Origin of the sequence: Mesorhizobium sp. M7A.F.Ca.US.014.04.1.1 (assembly GCF_003998745.1) — a bacterium.
GTDB classification, from domain to species: Bacteria; Pseudomonadota; Alphaproteobacteria; order Rhizobiales; family Rhizobiaceae; genus Mesorhizobium; species Mesorhizobium ciceri.
Window position 1 is genome coordinate 1 of sequence record NZ_RZRW01000078.1, and the last position, 14,895, is coordinate 14,895.

The 14,895-nt window shown below is 57.5% G+C and carries 11 protein-coding genes and 2 pseudogenes; 6 read left to right on the forward strand and 7 right to left on the reverse strand.

All coding sequences use genetic code 11. The features are described from left to right. On the forward strand, positions 1–194 hold a 194-nt coding region (locus EOA22_RS38070; protein WP_206520923.1), incomplete at its 5' end, for a hypothetical protein. A gap of 251 nt (positions 195–445) precedes the next feature. Here the strand turns inward: EOA22_RS38070 and EOA22_RS08025 are convergent. Further along, a pseudogene (locus EOA22_RS08025) lies at positions 446–1,650 on the reverse strand (IS110 family transposase). Positions 1,651–1,859: 209 nt separating this feature from the next. Between EOA22_RS08025 and EOA22_RS38700 the strand changes: the two are divergent. Beyond that, entirely contained in the window at positions 1,860–2,099 is a 240-nt protein-coding gene (locus EOA22_RS38700; RefSeq protein WP_063169335.1) for an IS110 family transposase, read from the forward strand. A 48-nt stretch (positions 2,100–2,147) separates the two neighbouring features. On the opposite strand, the pseudogene EOA22_RS08035 reads toward EOA22_RS38700, so the two are convergent. The 3 genes and pseudogenes from EOA22_RS08035 to EOA22_RS08045 all read right to left on the reverse strand — a co-directional run. Beyond that, positions 2,148–2,428, reverse strand: a pseudogene (locus EOA22_RS08035) (integrase core domain-containing protein); the annotation flags it as partial. Positions 2,429–2,616: 188 nt separating this feature from the next. Continuing rightward, positions 2,617–3,624, reverse strand: coding sequence for an ATP-grasp domain-containing protein (locus EOA22_RS08040; RefSeq protein WP_063169333.1), 1,008 nt, complete (start codon positions 3,622–3,624; stop codon positions 2,617–2,619). Positions 3,625–4,395: 771 nt separating this feature from the next. Further along, on the reverse strand, positions 4,396–4,725 hold the full coding sequence (locus EOA22_RS08045; RefSeq protein ID WP_272482847.1) for an ATP-binding protein: 330 nt from the start codon (positions 4,723–4,725) through the stop codon (positions 4,396–4,398). A gap of 2 nt (positions 4,726–4,727) precedes the next feature. Between EOA22_RS08045 and EOA22_RS39510 the strand changes: the two genes are divergently transcribed. After that, positions 4,728–5,033 carry a hypothetical protein gene (locus EOA22_RS39510; RefSeq protein WP_164548505.1) on the forward strand — a complete coding sequence of 102 codons (306 nt, stop codon included), beginning with the start codon at positions 4,728–4,730 and terminating at the stop codon, positions 5,031–5,033. 808 nt (positions 5,034–5,841) lie between these two features. Here the strand turns inward: EOA22_RS39510 and EOA22_RS08055 are convergent. The 3 genes from EOA22_RS08055 to EOA22_RS08065 form a co-directional block, all read right to left on the reverse strand. Next, the gene (locus EOA22_RS08055) at positions 5,842–7,275 is read right to left on the reverse strand and encodes an amidase (RefSeq protein WP_063169332.1); all 1,434 of its coding nucleotides are present in this window, start codon (positions 7,273–7,275) and stop codon (positions 5,842–5,844) included. A 79-nt stretch (positions 7,276–7,354) separates the two neighbouring features. Further along, complete coding sequence (locus EOA22_RS08060; RefSeq protein WP_063169331.1) at positions 7,355–8,542, reverse strand: M20 aminoacylase family protein; 1,188 nt, start codon at positions 8,540–8,542, stop codon at positions 7,355–7,357. Positions 8,543–8,951: 409 nt separating this feature from the next. Continuing rightward, on the reverse strand, positions 8,952–9,419 hold the full coding sequence (locus EOA22_RS08065; RefSeq protein WP_063169330.1) for an Lrp/AsnC family transcriptional regulator: 468 nt from the start codon (positions 9,417–9,419) through the stop codon (positions 8,952–8,954). 844 nt (positions 9,420–10,263) lie between these two features. Here EOA22_RS08065 and EOA22_RS08070 point away from each other — a divergent pair. The 3 genes from EOA22_RS08070 to EOA22_RS08080 all read left to right on the forward strand — a co-directional run bounded on the left by EOA22_RS08070 (position 10,264) and on the right by EOA22_RS08080 (position 14,207). Further along, positions 10,264–11,442: an aminotransferase class V-fold PLP-dependent enzyme gene (locus tag EOA22_RS08070; protein ID WP_063169329.1), complete on the forward strand. Its 1,179-nt coding sequence runs from the start codon at positions 10,264–10,266 to the stop codon at positions 11,440–11,442. Positions 11,443–11,478: 36 nt separating this feature from the next. Further along, positions 11,479–12,627, forward strand: a complete 1,149-nt coding sequence (locus tag EOA22_RS08075) for a M20 family metallopeptidase (RefSeq protein ID WP_063169328.1) — start codon at positions 11,479–11,481, stop codon at positions 12,625–12,627. 401 nt (positions 12,628–13,028) lie between these two features. Then, complete coding sequence (locus EOA22_RS08080; protein WP_063169327.1) at positions 13,029–14,207, forward strand: Xaa-Pro peptidase family protein; 1,179 nt, start codon at positions 13,029–13,031, stop codon at positions 14,205–14,207. Positions 14,208–14,895: the final 688 nt, after the last annotated feature.

Genomic DNA, 14,895 nt, shown 5'->3' on the forward strand with positions numbered 1-14,895 from the left:
CGCCGACCGCCGGCACCGTTGATCACCTCGAAACGCCGAAGCTGCCGCTCCGGGTCAAGCGTAAGGTCAAGTCCAGACACAAGCCGATCTCCGATCCCAATACAGGATCGGCAACCTCACAGATCGCGACCACTCCCGAAAGGTGGTCCGGAAACACCGCTCTGATGTCCGCTGTCAAGGTTTGGAACGCATGAGGTCGCCCGATCCGAGGAACGGCTGCTCATTCTGATGATCGCGCATGGGTGGGGAGGCGGAACTGAAGGACGTCGGTGATCAAGCTCTGATGCGCGGGTTGGCTACCGCATTCCCGATTGTGCGTCCGGGGCTGTTCCTATCTTACTGCGGGCGTCGGTCGATTTGCCGGCCACAAAGCGTCTGACGGGCATTCCCCTGCCGTGGTCCCGCCTCCGCCCATGCGCGATATGTGCGCCATCGCGGCGAGCGATCAGGTGACGCGCGCCTCCCTTGCGACTGCCCACATAAAGCCGACCAGTTCACGGGCGATCGCGGTGCAGACGACCGTTGTCCGTTTGCCCCGAGCGCTCAGCATGCGGTAGCGGGCTGTCAGGCGGGACTGCGCCTTCCAGGCGATCTCACGCACCTTCGGTGACGCCTGCTCCAACCGGTATAGCTTCGCCTTCCCGACCTTGGGCGGATGTCGATAGGTCCAGGCGCTCTCGACCAACATGTGGCGAACCCGACCGTTGCCTGCCTTTGTGATGCCGCCGCGCCGGACTGTCTCCCCGGTTGAGCGCTCGCCGGGGACCCGACCGAGATATCCCATGAGCTGGCGTGGGCTTTCGAACCGGCTGGCGTCGCCGACTTCGGTGACGAACGTCACGGCGACAATTAGGTCTACCCCACGCAATGTCTGAAGCGCCCACACGATCGGTGCCAGCGACCAGGCCGGGACGAACTCTTCGATCACACGCTCCAGCCGCTCGACCCGCTCTTTCGAGACGCGCACCGCCTCGACCATCTCCTGGAGTGCGATCTGATGCGCGGGATGATCGAACCTTGTTCCTGAAGCCAGCGTAGATAGCGCATCGTCCAGCTCTTCTTTCGCGGATAGCTACGGCCGTGCTTGAGCATGAATGCGCTCACCTGCTGGCGATGGACCCGCAGCGTCTCGACCGCGCCCGCCCGCGCGCGAACAAGATCCCGTATGGACTCGTGCCCTTCATCGGGAACCCACACCGCGGTCAGCTCGCCGGCGCGCAATAGTCGGGCAAGGGAAATGGCGTCTCGACGGTTCGTCTTCACCCGATCGCCGGGCTTCCTTGGTATCAATGATGGTGCAACCACGGTGCACTCGTGCCCGAGCGACCGGATCAGGCGATAAAGGCCGTACCCGGTCGGCCCAGCCTCATAGCAGAAATGCACGTAATCAAAGCGGCTGGCGATCCGGCCTATGACCCGCCGCATGCTGGTCGCCGACGCGTCGACCTCACCGAAGAACCGAACCTCTCCTTCCCGGCCTGCCTCCGCAATCGCAATAGCGTTCTTAAGCTTCGCAACATCGATTCCGACAAATGCTTCTCTATAATCCGCCACGGCTCGTCCTCCTGTGGTGAGGATCGGCTCGGCCCGTCCGAGCAACCCTCGGACGCGCAGTGTAGGGCGAGCCACCTCATCGGCAGAGGCGGACATACGGTCTTACTGTCAAGACGCTGACGACCCAGAATCGCCGGGCGCTGCTGACGGCCCTCAAGTCGCTTCAGGAAAAGGCCATCGCCATCGAGAACGACATCCGTGGCCTGTTTCGTAACTTCGGTCTCAAAGTTGGCATTGTCGACGGCCGGCAAATTCGCGGATCGCATCCGGGACCCTTCCGGTGACATTCCGGAACTCGAGACATCATGGAGACGTTGCTCACCGCCCGTCGGAAACTTTGCGAGCAGTTCACGGTGCTACACGAAAGACTGTTGTCGATCGTGAGGGGTGACACGGTTTGCAGGCGGTTGATGACCGTGCTGGGCGTCGGCCCTATCGTTGCACTGGGTTTCAACGCCACGGTCGATATTCCTGCCCCCTTCAGGAATTCGAAGGACGTGGGGCCGTATCTCGGTTTGACGCCGCGGTTACATCAATCAGGCTAGGATAATCGCGTCGGCAGGTCAGCCTAGGAAGCTTGAATGGGATTGACTTCAACACGCCGAATAGACAAGTCCAGGCATTTGGTGGAGCGGATTGAGAGTGAAGCGCTCGGGCTGGGAAGCCCATGCCTTGCAGATGAACTCGTAGGGTGAGACCTTTGAGGGCCTTCAGCCTGCGGCCGAAATTTGTAGGCCGCAACAAAGTCGGCAAGATGCCGACGCAGTTGGTCATGATCGTCGTAGTGGAAACGCTTGCCCGTCGCGTCCTTGATGGTGCGGTTCATTCGCTCGACCTAGCCGGTGGTCCAAGTATGCTTTGGCTTCGTGGTTCGAAGCACAGCGCGACGATGCGGCCCCCGAACGTGCTTGCGGGCTTCCTGGCGCCGCGACGAGCGCTTGCAGGCGCTGACGGTCGCTGGCCAAAACGGTGAAGGGGGATGCTATTGCGCATGCATCTAACTCGCACGCCAAACCGCAAAACGGAATCCCGAAATCGGACTCTTTTGATCCGATCAATCCACTATGAGACGCCGATTCCGAAATAGCGGGTGTGGGCGACATTGAGGATGCGATTGATCAAGCTTACGAAGCTGTGTCCGCCGGCCGTTGCAGCTGTGCCATAACTGGAGTGTATACCAAGGGCCGGCACCGAGTTCATCTCTAGGACAAACGGTTGGCCTGAGCGATCGATCCGGAAATCGACGCGGGCATAGTCCCGGCAGTGGCAGGCACGGAAGGTCGCAACCGAAATATCCCGTAACATCGTCTCAAGCCCGCTCTCGATTTTCGCCGGGCAAATCTTGGGCACCGCTGCGGCCGCCACGTACTTCGCATCCCAATTCATAACACGCGTTTCGCGGTCACCGAAGTCCTGCTCCACTAGAGGCAAAACTTCGGGCTCCCCGTTTCCGAGCAACGCAACGCAGATTTCCCGCCCCTCGATGTATTCCTCCACTAGCGCATCCTGAGCATGCTGCGTGACGATCACTTCGACGGCCTGCCGCAACTTAGAGTGTTCATGTATGATCTGCAATCCGAAGCTGCAGTCCTCCTCCCGCGGCTTCACTACCACTGGGAATCTCAGGTCGCCGGTGTTCTCGGTGCCGCGACGCATCACGCGAAAGTTCGGAGTCGGCACGCCCTGATCGCGGATGAGCATTTTGGTAATGACTTTGTCTCCCGTCAGCCCAATCCCGAAGGGGCTACATCCAGTGTATGGAACACCGGCCATCTCAAGCATGGCAGGAACATGAGTGTAACGCTTTTCGCCCTGAATTCCCTCCGCCAAGTTGAAGACCATTCCCGAGGGGCGACCTTGCGGATCAGGTGGCATGAACCGCTCGAGACTGGCGAGCAGTCCTTTATCGCCTTCACACACTACCGTCTCGTGGCCGCCCTCTTGAAGTGCCGCCACCACATCTTCCAACGTGCCGCTATGCGGCCAAGGCTGCGGCGGCTGCGGACAAGGCTGACCGAACCGGTTAATCACACCGTTGAAATCACTGTTCGTTACGATGGCTACTCGCATGAGCTATCTCCTTTGACGTTTGTCTGCTGTCACGAAACCAATGAAAACTGGATGGAGGCCAACCGCTATATCAACATTGACGACCTGCACGAGTACAAGAGGCTCGAAGCACCATGGCTGACCCTTTTCACAACCCCCTCCACAAACATAGGTCCACCACCCGGTTCCCTCTCCGGTTCCCGACCCTTTCCGCTGGCGGTGCTCTTTTTGCCCAAGTAGCTCGAAAGACGGCGAGTTGGGTTGCGGTACCATCAATAAAGCCTTATGCAGGGTTTATGCCAAAACAGATGATAACCGGCGGATGAGAGCGCTCCGACGCGAAATGATCGCTTCAAAAACCGTGCCAACCTCGCAAAATGCACGTCGGCCAGTGCTTTGAGTTTGATATCAAACTTACGGTCATATCAGGTACTAAACTGGCCCGCACAACCACTATGTCGCAGGCGCGACAAAATCCGACAGAGATCGTATCCCAGGGGACGAGCGGCGACCCATCCGCAGTCTTTTGACGCTCGCCGGTCCCTTACATCGAGCCCTGGCGTCCAGAATTGAAGTTGGGCGAAGGCGATCCGCATAATCGTATGCCCGGCCTGGCCGGCTTCAACGTGCGAGCGCTGCAGCAGTTTCAACAATGATGGCGAGTCGGCATAAATCTTCTTGAGAGGCTGGCGCTTAATCCCGGAACAAACGCGGCAATCAGCACTTCGCCTTGCTCATTTCGATGACGGCCATAGTGTTATTGCGCGCTTCAAAAGCTGGACAGCGATTCCGCTAATTCCCGGACAGCGTTTTCACAAAAGTCCGACAGTTCGTCGAGGTTGGTCCTCGGCAGCCTGGTTGCTGTAGGGCTGATTGATTTCGGTGTTCTCGGAGTCGGTCAAGAGGGCCGAGGCTTTTTTCTTCGGATGCTCTCGCCCTGAAGGGCGATGCGGTGTGCATTGTGCACGAGCGGTCGTGTATAGCGTCGGCGACCGTGCTGTCGTTAATAAGGTCGTGCCAGCTTGCCACGGGGACCTGGGCGGTGATCAGGGTGGATTTTCTCTGATAGCGCTCCTCGACGATTTTCGAAGAGGTGGAAGCGCTGCTGATCGGAGAGAGCATGGTTGCCGAAGTCGTCGTGGATGAGCCAAGTGGACACGGGTGAGCTTGTCGATGAGGCGGGGAAAGGAACCATCGATGCGTCGCTCTCGAACAGGATAACAGTGCGGCTTCGGAAAAGTCCGGACAGGCTTTCCGGTAATCTCAATGATGAGATCCGCGCCCGCCGTTCCAAAAAAAGGTTCGGCACGAAGCCCGCATTTTTTGCACTGGGCTTACGGCGTGCTGATCCACTGTTTCGTCATTACTATTCCCGAGCCTTGCAACCGAGCCGGAAGCGTCAGGCGAATGCAGGATTCCTGCGCTCGTAGAGCGTCCCAGCTTGGTCAGCACAACCTGACGATACGCGCCATCTTGGCGGCAAAGGCATTTGACGCAGCTGAATTGTCACGATCAGACGGCAGTTGGATCCTCATTGGATGGCCAGTGTTGCAAAAATCACAGGCTGGAGATCGGACTTGCGCCCTGGTGAATTTCCGCCACCGCATCGGGGTCGGTCTTCAACCCGGCAACTTCGACTTCCCAATTATAATAGAGACCGCGGCCGGGGCTTTGGCGGAGAGGGTCAGTCCTGGCGATGCCTCTCTCGAGCCGGCCTACATTGCAGCTGCCAGGCGGTTGGTTGAGCGCGGAGCCGTCGCGATAACCAGGGACTGCGGCTTCAGTATCTGGTGCCAGGCTGCACTGGCCACGTCTGTCAAACTTCCCGTGGCCATGTCGAGCCTGCTACTGGCGCCCACGCTCCTCCGGCAGCTTCCGGCCGGCGCAAAGCTCGCCGTCTGGCCGCAGACTCAAGACACTGCGGCGAAGAGCTGCTGGGCATGGATTCATCCGCAGGGGCAAGAGTAGCCATCGGCGGCATCGAAGGTAATACGCGGCCGGCTAGTGTTACCGAAATGGAGTCCCCGGGTTGCAGTCTGTGTCGCGACTTCGCGCCGCACATCCCAAGATTGACGCACTCCTATTTGAATGTACATTGTCCCCGATGGTGACGTCAGCAATCCGTCGTAGGACAGGACTGCCCATCTATGACGCCGCGCCCCTTTATCGAATGACATTCGCGTCCGTGGCTTGACCGCTTGGAGGCCGTCAGGTGCTTGAGCGCGGCAGTCTCAAGTTTTAAGGGGTGGCAGCGTGGAATCTGCTCCTCGCGAAAGAAGGAAGCCCCAGGCGACTTTCGATCGTATATGCCGCGGCTAGGACGGAGGTGTCGGAATAGCGCGCGCCGACCAGTTGTAGCCCGACGGGCAGCCCTTGATCATCCAGGCCCGATGGAATCGATGCTGCTGGTTGCTGGGTCAAGTTGAAAGGGTAGGTGAAGGGCGTCCAGTCCACCCACCCCTTGTAACTATCATCCGGCACATTTCGCCCGACGGGGAACGGCGCGATAGGCATCGTCGGTGTGACCAAGAGATCGTAATTTTCGTGGAACTTCGCCATCAGAGCGGAGAGCTCGAACCGCATCGCCTCAGCTTCCTGAAATTCGGTAAGGGTGATCTTCAGCCCGCGTTCGGCACCTTCCAGAAAGCCAGGATCTAGTAATTGTCTTTGCTGTTTGTTCATTCGTGACACAATACGGGCGGCGCCAGCGAACCAGAATGTAGAAAACACCTCCACCGGATCCGCAAATCCCGGATTGACTTCGGCCACCTCGGCCCCAAGAGCTCGAAGCTGGTCGATCGCATTATCGGTAACGTTTTGGATATCTCGCGCCACCTTGACATAGCCGAGGTTCCGACTGTAGCCGATCCGCAGGCCCCTGATGGTGGTCTTTGCTGGATCGGGGTCGAGACCTAGGTACGCCGGACCCGCATAGCCATCGCGAGCGTCCTTTCGTGCAATCACATTCATCATCAGGATCGCATCCGCAACGGTGCGGGTCACCGGCCCCAAATGAGACAGCGTTGTCATGGCGCTAGCTGGCCATTGCGGAACGATGCCGAAGGTTGGCTTGAAGCCGAAGGTCCCCGTGAAGCTCGCCGGTATCCGGATTGATCCCCCGCCGTCGCTACCCTGATGAAGAAAGCCAAGGTTGAGCGCAGCCGCAACTGCCGCCCCTCCCGACGACCCGCCTGGTGTCAGGTCAGGATTCCAGGGATTGCGGGTGATCCCGTAGACCGGGCTGTCTGTTACCCCTTTCCAGCCAAATTCTGGAGTGGTTGTCTTGCCCAGGATAACGCCACCGGTCTCACGGATACGGGCTGGAACAGGGGCGTCTTCAGTCCAGGGTCCCTCGGTGCTGCCGGACAATGAGCCACGTCTTGTCGGCCAGCCTCGTGTCAAGGTGAGGTCTTTGATGGTGGCCGGAATGCCATCTAGTACTCCGGCTGGTTCCCCCTTCATCCATCGACCCTCCGAGGCCCGGGCAGCAGACCTGGCCCCTTCGTGGTCGACGAGGCAAAATGCGTTCAGCGCCGGGTTGTTGGCGTCGATGCGGCTGAGACAGTCATCGACGACTTCAACAGGCGAGAGCTGCCGCCTTCGGTAGAGTTCCAGGCATTCGCACGCCGACAGACCCTCAAGAGATGTTGGCACGGATGAACGAGTTTTCATTTTACGAGGTCCGCTACATTCAAGCCTGGCATAAGACGGCAGTTATTCATTCGTTCTGCGGCCCTTGTCAGACCGATCATCAAGACGTCGGACGGGATCCCAACGTGTTCTCTACGAGCTTGATCCAGTACGATGTTCCATAAGGAATCGCCTCGTCGTTGAAATTGTAGGCAGGGTGATGCAGGCCGGCGCTGTCACCGTTCCCGCACCAGACGAAAGCACCCGGCCGCGCCTGCGCCAGGAAGGAGAAATCTTCCCCCCCCATTACCGGTGGCGTCTCGAGCACATTGTTTTCACCGGCCACGCCCTTGGCCGCGCTTCTCGCAAGGTCGGTCTGCTGGACCTCATTGAAGAGAATTGCGTCGAAGCTCTGAAATTTAATATCTATCTTCGCGCCGGTTATCTGGGCGATGCCGGCGACCACTTCGCCCACCCGCTCCTTCACGAACTTGCGCACCTCCGGCTTTAGCGTCCGCATGGTGCCCACCAACTCCGCTGTTTGCGGAACGACGGGGACTAGTCTCTGCCCGGACTGGAACTGGTGGAACGAAATTCCTGCCGAGTCGACAGGGTCAATGTTCTGAGCCAGGATATGCTGCAGGGCCGTCACAAGCTGAGCGCCGACCAGAATCGGATCGATGCATTCATGAGGCCTTCCAGGGTGCCCCCCTCGCCCTTCAATGCTAATTTCTATGCTATCAGTTGCCGCCATCACTGGACCTTGCCGGATTCCGAAGACACCTACCGGCAAGCCCGGACGATTGTGCATTCCGTAGATGTGCTCGATGCCGAACCGCTCCATCAAACCGTCATCTAGCATGGCAACGGCGCCGGTACCGATCTCCTCGGCAGGTTGGAAGATCATGACCGCCGTTCCAGCGAAATTCCGAGTATCGGCAAGATAGCGCGCGGCACCCAACAGCATCGCGGTGTGGCCGTCATGCCCACACGCATGCATCAAGCCCTTGTTCTTGGACGCATAGGGCAGATCGGTCGCTTCGTTGATCGGCAGCGCATCCATGTCAGCGCGCAATCCGATAACCTTTGGGTTACCGTCGCTCACGACGCCGTTGCCCTTGATGACGCCAACGACGCCGGTTTTGCCGATGCCGGTCGCGACGGCGTCGCAGCCGAATTCGCGCAGGCGCTCGGCGACAAATGCCGAAGTACGGGGGATGTCGAAGCCCAGTTCGGGATGTGCATGGATGTCCCGGCGCCAAGCCACTATCTCGGGGAGAAACTCTGCGACGCTATTGAGAATTGCCACGGGGACTTTCCTTTCTTGCCGGTTGCAGGCGAATTTCACGCTTTGTCCTTGCGAGAGCCGGGAGACCCGTTTCCGCGCTGCCGGGAGCACAGCATCCTCTGTGCGACGTAGGCACCCCAGCTATTCCGCCGACTGAAGCCGCTCCAATTAGCCGGGGACCGACAATCCTGAATTCCGCTCCGCCCAGAATGTAGCAAGTGCCAAAGAGCTTGGTTGCGCGAAGGGCGCCTTGGTCCCGCAGAATATCATCGTTTTTTGGTCATTGGCGCATAACACCTGCAGGCTGAGAGGAGGTGCCCTGGTATATATGCGGGACCATTCAAAATAGGACAGCCGACATTCAGAAGTGCGGGACAACTGCGACCCGCGGAAGGCGCGTGGTGGTTGCCTGGGCGGGCTCTTTTGAAGGCTACTCTTCAGCAATTGGCAGAGCAAACGACGCCTTGATCCGATCCATTACAACGATTGTCTTGAACCCCTTTACTTCAAGATGTTCGTAAAAAAAACGACGGGTAAACGCCTCGTACTCGGCCATGTCCTGAGCAGAGACCGTAATAATAAAATCCGCTTCACCCGTAACGTAGTAAGCGTTCATGATCTCAGGCGTCCGCCGAATTGCCTGCTTGAAACGATCGATGATATCGGCGCGATCGCGCTCGAGAGTGATGGATACCAGCAGGAGCAGGGGCCGACCGACGGCTTCCGGTGAAACTATGGCAACGTCCGCTTCGATGACGCCAGCGTCTCGAAGTCGCTTTAATCTCCGCTGACAAGCGGTAGCCGATAGTCCGGCAAGTTCGCCCAATTCCTCTGTCGTAAGGCGATTGTTGCGCTGCACGACGTTGAGAATCTTCCGGTCAATTCGATCCAGATCCATTCACAATCTCTGCTCATGATGATATCGGCCAATGCCAAGGCCGCCAGTCCGTACGTCCAAAATGTAGCAAGTGCCAAACGCCCTCTCGGCGCTAAAGTCGGTCCAAGTCGCAGAAAATCGGCGTTTCTTTCGCCATCTGCGCACAATACCGGCATAGTATAACTATCTGAGGGGTGCCGCTGAATCGATGGGCGTTGCTGGTGAGCAGTTGCGGGCCAGCGCAAGAACGGCAGATTCGATCGGGTGGGGGCGATCCCCGGTCGAAAAGATCCTACCGATCTCGTTGCTCAGGCGCAGAAAACATGAGTTGCAGCACGCTCGCATCAGTTCGAGGCAAGCGTGTTAGGGAGCGACATCACCAAGGGTGTCGGCGTTGCAGCATAAATCGGAGACCATGAGAGTCAGGCTATGAACCGGCCCCGGCTTTCGGATGCCTTACGGCCCTCGCGCGTCGGCCGCGAGTGAACTATGATCCGCATGGGTGTGGGGCTGGAGGAGAAGGTCGTCGGCTCAGTCAGGCTAACGTCGCTCCAAGCACTGGTAAGAAGCCCTATCCGCGGTCTGAGAATTACCCAAATTGATCTCTCGTGAGGCAGTTGTTGCAGCTGCATTCCGTCGAGACGCTTCAGTGATCCGCGAGAATGGCTCGCGATCTCTGCGTGAATCGCGGTTTGGCGCAGGAATGCGGCGTGGGAGACCGAATGTTAGACCAAAGTCGGCACGAGCACCGTGTAAAATGGGCAGGTCAGCGCAGACCAGTCTGGCGGCATTCTTACCCTTGCCGGAACGATCGCCTGAACAAGGTAGCTCAACCGCCGTCCGCACTCCCAGGAGAGAAAGCCATATGCTTCCCTTGGACATCCTCCGAAAGGAGTTTCCAGCCACAGCAAACGCCATCTACATGGATGTCGCGAACCAGGGCCTCATATCAAGCACAACATTGGCTTCAATCGAGCCTCATTTGAACAATCGGCTGCATGGCCTAAACGACGAAGAAAGAATGCTCGAACACGTCGAGCGTACTCGCGCTAGGTTCGCACAATTTATCAATTCAGATCACGATGAAATTGCAATTACCAAGAATGCATCGGAAGGCATCAACATCATCGCTAATGCGATCGATTGGAGAGATGGAGACAACGTCGTTCTATGCCCAAAATTGGAACACGCAAATAATATCTTGCCATGGATTCAGATCAGAGACCGCTACAATGTCGAGTTGCGAGTCGTAGAGCCGGATAACGGCTCAATTCCCCCTGATGCATTCGTAAAGGCGATTGATTCTCATACCCGCGTTGTTGCCTTGGCGACGGTGACGATGGTTCCGGGGTTTCGGACCGTCATGGAGCAGATATCCGAAGCCTGTAGGCACTACGGTGCATTTCTTTTGGCGGACGCGACGCAATCTGTTGGGATACTCCACACCGACGTCAATCGACTTGGCGTAGACGGTGTAGCAGTGTCCACTGTGAAGGGTTTGATGGGTCTTTATGGATCGGGTTTTTTATATTGCCGTAAAGAATGGGCCGATCGGCTGAGCCCGGCCTATCTTGCGCGCTTCAGCGTAGATTTCGGAAACGCGCCAGAATCAGCTCCGGTACCTAGTTTTGTAAAGTTGCGCTCTGGCGCGCCCCGCTTTGATATCGGGCATTACAACTTCCCTGGCATGTTGGCTGCATATGCATCAATGGGCCAGCTACTTGATATCGGAACCGAGGCGATCGACCAGAGCGTTACCTCACTCGCAAAACGTATGGCCACTGGTCTCTTAGATATCGGGCTTCCGGTCTGCGGCGGGCCACCAGGCGCTCACACTGGAAGTATCGTAGCCGTTGGCGATTCCAGCGATCTTGTTGAAGGGCGCCCAGTCGACGCCCGCATTCGGTCGCTTCACGAGCATTTCACGAAGAACGGGGTAATCGTCTCAATACGCAGAGGCATGCTCCGGTTTTCCCTGCATCTTTACAACACCGCCGATGAAGTCGATCGCGTAATCAATCTGGCCAAGAGCTGGTCGAAGTAAGAGCGACACGGCTAGTTCATGCACACAGGAGAGTACATGTCGACCCAGAGCGCCGAGACTATCGGACTTCTCCAAGATCTTATAAAGATCGAGAGCATCAATCCATCGCTGTCGCCAAAAGGTAGTGGAGAGCAAGGTGTAGCCAAGTTCCTCGAGGGTTTTTGCAAGGAGCGGAAGCTGGCTTACGGGATACAGGAGGTGGCCGATGGTCGCTCGAATTTCCTGACCTGGGTACCTGGGAAAGAACCCGATAGGCGTATTCTATTCATTGCTCATATGGATACCGTTCCTATCGATAGGTGGGAATCAGATCCATTCTCGGGTGAGCAACGGGACGGGCGAATATATGGGCGAGGTAGCTGCGACACAAAAGGCTCACTTGCAGCTATGTTGATTGCGCTTAGCTCACTTGGTGAACGGCAGCCCCGGGCCACGGTTGTTGTGGCAGCCAGCATTGACGAAGAGTACCGCAAACTTGGCGCCCGCGCTATAGCCGATTCCGGTGTCGCTTATGAGGGTGCGGTAGTCGGTGAACCCACCGAATTAGAGCTCGTTGTAGCTCACATGGGTTCTGTCCGCTGGCAAATCGAGGTTCAGGGTGTACCGGCTCATACGTCGAAGCCTCATCTCGGAGTGAACGCGATCACGGGCATGGCCAAGGTGGTATTGGCACTTGATGAGCACCATCGATCCCTTGTGTCTCGGGCGCAGCACCCATTGGTAGGGTCATCACAGCTGACCGTGAGCCTCATCGAAGGAGGTTTGGAACTTACCACTGTACCGCCGGTATGCCGTATCTGGGTCGATCGGCGTCTCATACCCGGGGAGCGGCCGCAGGACGCGTTGGCGGAGGTAGAAAGCATACTGGAAGGCCTTCGCCAGGGCGAAGACAAGATCAATGTTCGGTCATTGCTTCCCGCATTGGAAGACCCGCCTCCAATCAGTTCCGGGTCGAGCAAAATTGCAGCAGTCGCAGGAGCGGCTTGTGCCCACGTCGCGGGGACCGGAGAGCAGAAGGGAGCCACCGGCGGCTCGGATGCAAATCAGCTGTCATTGGCTGGGATCCCGTGTGTGATTATCGGACCCGGGCGTACTGCCCAAGCCCATACGAACAACGAGTTCGTTGAAATCGATCAACTGACCAAGGCTGCTGATTTGTACCAGAGAATCATGCTCACATATTAGGAGTGGCCGGCCTGATGGGGGTGCTCAAACCCCGTCCATTGGGCCGCGGACGCCCCGGATGCTGCATGAGCGTGGCGGCCGCAACGTCCCGATCTTCGCTGGTCTCGTCGGCGCTTCCCACGTAGATCTTGCCGCCCGTGCTTGAAATTCTGTTGCGACAGGCAGAGTGCGTCTTCACCATAGGGAGGGCATGATCTTCCACCGGAGACGCAGAGCCACCGAAAATTTGGCGCTCATATGCGGATAACGTACGGCAAGTGCCTAGGAAATGCAGATTTTCCGCGACAAGAAGAAATCCTCGGGGAAAACAGCCTCTTGTGACGTGATACGAAGAGAAAGTATGCGGACAGGACGAATGCCTGATCCGTTCGAGGAATGCCTGTTTTGAAGGACTCGACGAGATGAAATATGAGAAGCCATTTCCGCCCGAGGAGTTTCGGCGTCGTGTTCATGACGTGAAGCAGCGGATGGAGCGAGCGGGGCTGGACTTGCTGATCTGCCAGGATCCCGCGAATATGTATTGGCTTACCGGCTTTGACGGCTATTCGTTCTACGTGCCTCAGGTGGTCTTAGTGCATCTCCAGTCGGACATGCCCCTCTGGTTCGGACGTTTCGTCGATGTAAATTCCGCTTATATAACGACGGATCTGCCTAGAGAAAATATAAGCTCATTTTCCGATCATAGACTTCAACATCCAGAATTACATCCATTTGACGATCTTTGCGAGCTTATCAATTCGCGCGGCTGGGGATCTGATCGAATCGGTGTCGAGCTTAACGCCCACTTCTATACTGCCCGAGCACATCAACATCTCGTCAAAGGCCTTCCGAATGCAAAATTCTCTGATAGCCGCGAATTAGTCAATTGGGCACGGCTTATAAAATCTGACCTTGAACTAGTCTACATGAGAGAAGCGGGCCACCTTGCAACGCATACGATGCAGACGGCAATCGCTAACCTAAGGCCTGGAGTGCCGCAACATGAGGTCGTCGCGGAGGTGTACCGGGCCCAGACACGAGGGGTGGACGGTAAATATGGCGACTCTAGCGGTCCTCCTCTTATCCAGACTAGCGAACAAACGAACGCTCCGCACCTCAGTTGGACCGAGGAGCCCTTGCCGACCTCTGGCCTGGTTCTCATGGAGTTCGGCGCCACCCGACGCCGCTACTGTGCGCCGCTGTGCCGCACCGTCCACATCGGAAAGCCACCCGCAGAGGTCTCGCGTCTTGCTGAGGTTATAGTGGAAGGCGGGGATGCTGTGCTCGAGATGGCAAAGCCTGGTACCGTCGTTGAGGAGCTTAATGCGGTGTGGCAAGATATCCTCAAGCGGAACGGGTATATCAAGATAGGCCGCTCCGGCTATTCAATCGGACTCAACTTCCCGCCGGAATGGGGCGAACGCACGGTTAGTATTCGCGCGGGCGACAAGACCATCCTACAACCAGGAATGTGCTTCCATTTTCAGTCGGGGGTTAGGCTCGAAGGGTTCGGCGCCGCCATCTCTGAATCATTTATTGTAACCGAAAGGGGCGGTGAGCGATTGGCAGATGTTGATCGCCGCTTGATCGTCGTGGACTAGGTGATTTGGATGTGACCCAAATCGTTTTGCGATCTCACTGGGTCCGTTCGAAGCCGGTTGAAATTTGTTTCTGCGGCGAGCGGATGAACGGATCTAGCTTAAGGACGGCGCTGTCTGAGAGGTGCGGCATGCCCAACCTCTGGGACAGGAGAATCTCGCCTAGCACATGAGTTCTCTGCATCAGCGGAGATTAAGATCCGTAGGCCGAAATGAGCCACCTGTGACGCGAGCGCGGCGTGAACGTTGCCCCATTCTACAAATGCGCGGATGACGCAAGAGGACTTAGCTTTTGAGGAGCATTGAGGACGAGTTTACGCGCGCCTGAAGCGGGCTCTTGCCAACCCTGCGCGCCGGTGGGAACGCGAGTATGGTCCGCCCCGTCCGTGCAACACGTCGCGACATCAGCACACGTTGTTCCCGATAGATGGCTCGGCAGCGAAGCTCGCCTTTTGCCCGGGGCTCGCTTCATCCTTTTCTGCTGTTTCGTGCGACTTCACCACTTCACCAAGTGAATGTCTGGGTTATCGCGGGGACCTCAATTTCGGGACCCCAAGACCTCCTTCCGAATGAAGTCGTCCGCGATGCCATCGTGTCTGAAGCGGTCGCGGTCACCCTGCACAGTGCCGGACGAAAGTAGCCTTGCGGCGAGTTCCGTCTAAGATTCGAGGCGGTTGCGCCTGCGTCAGTG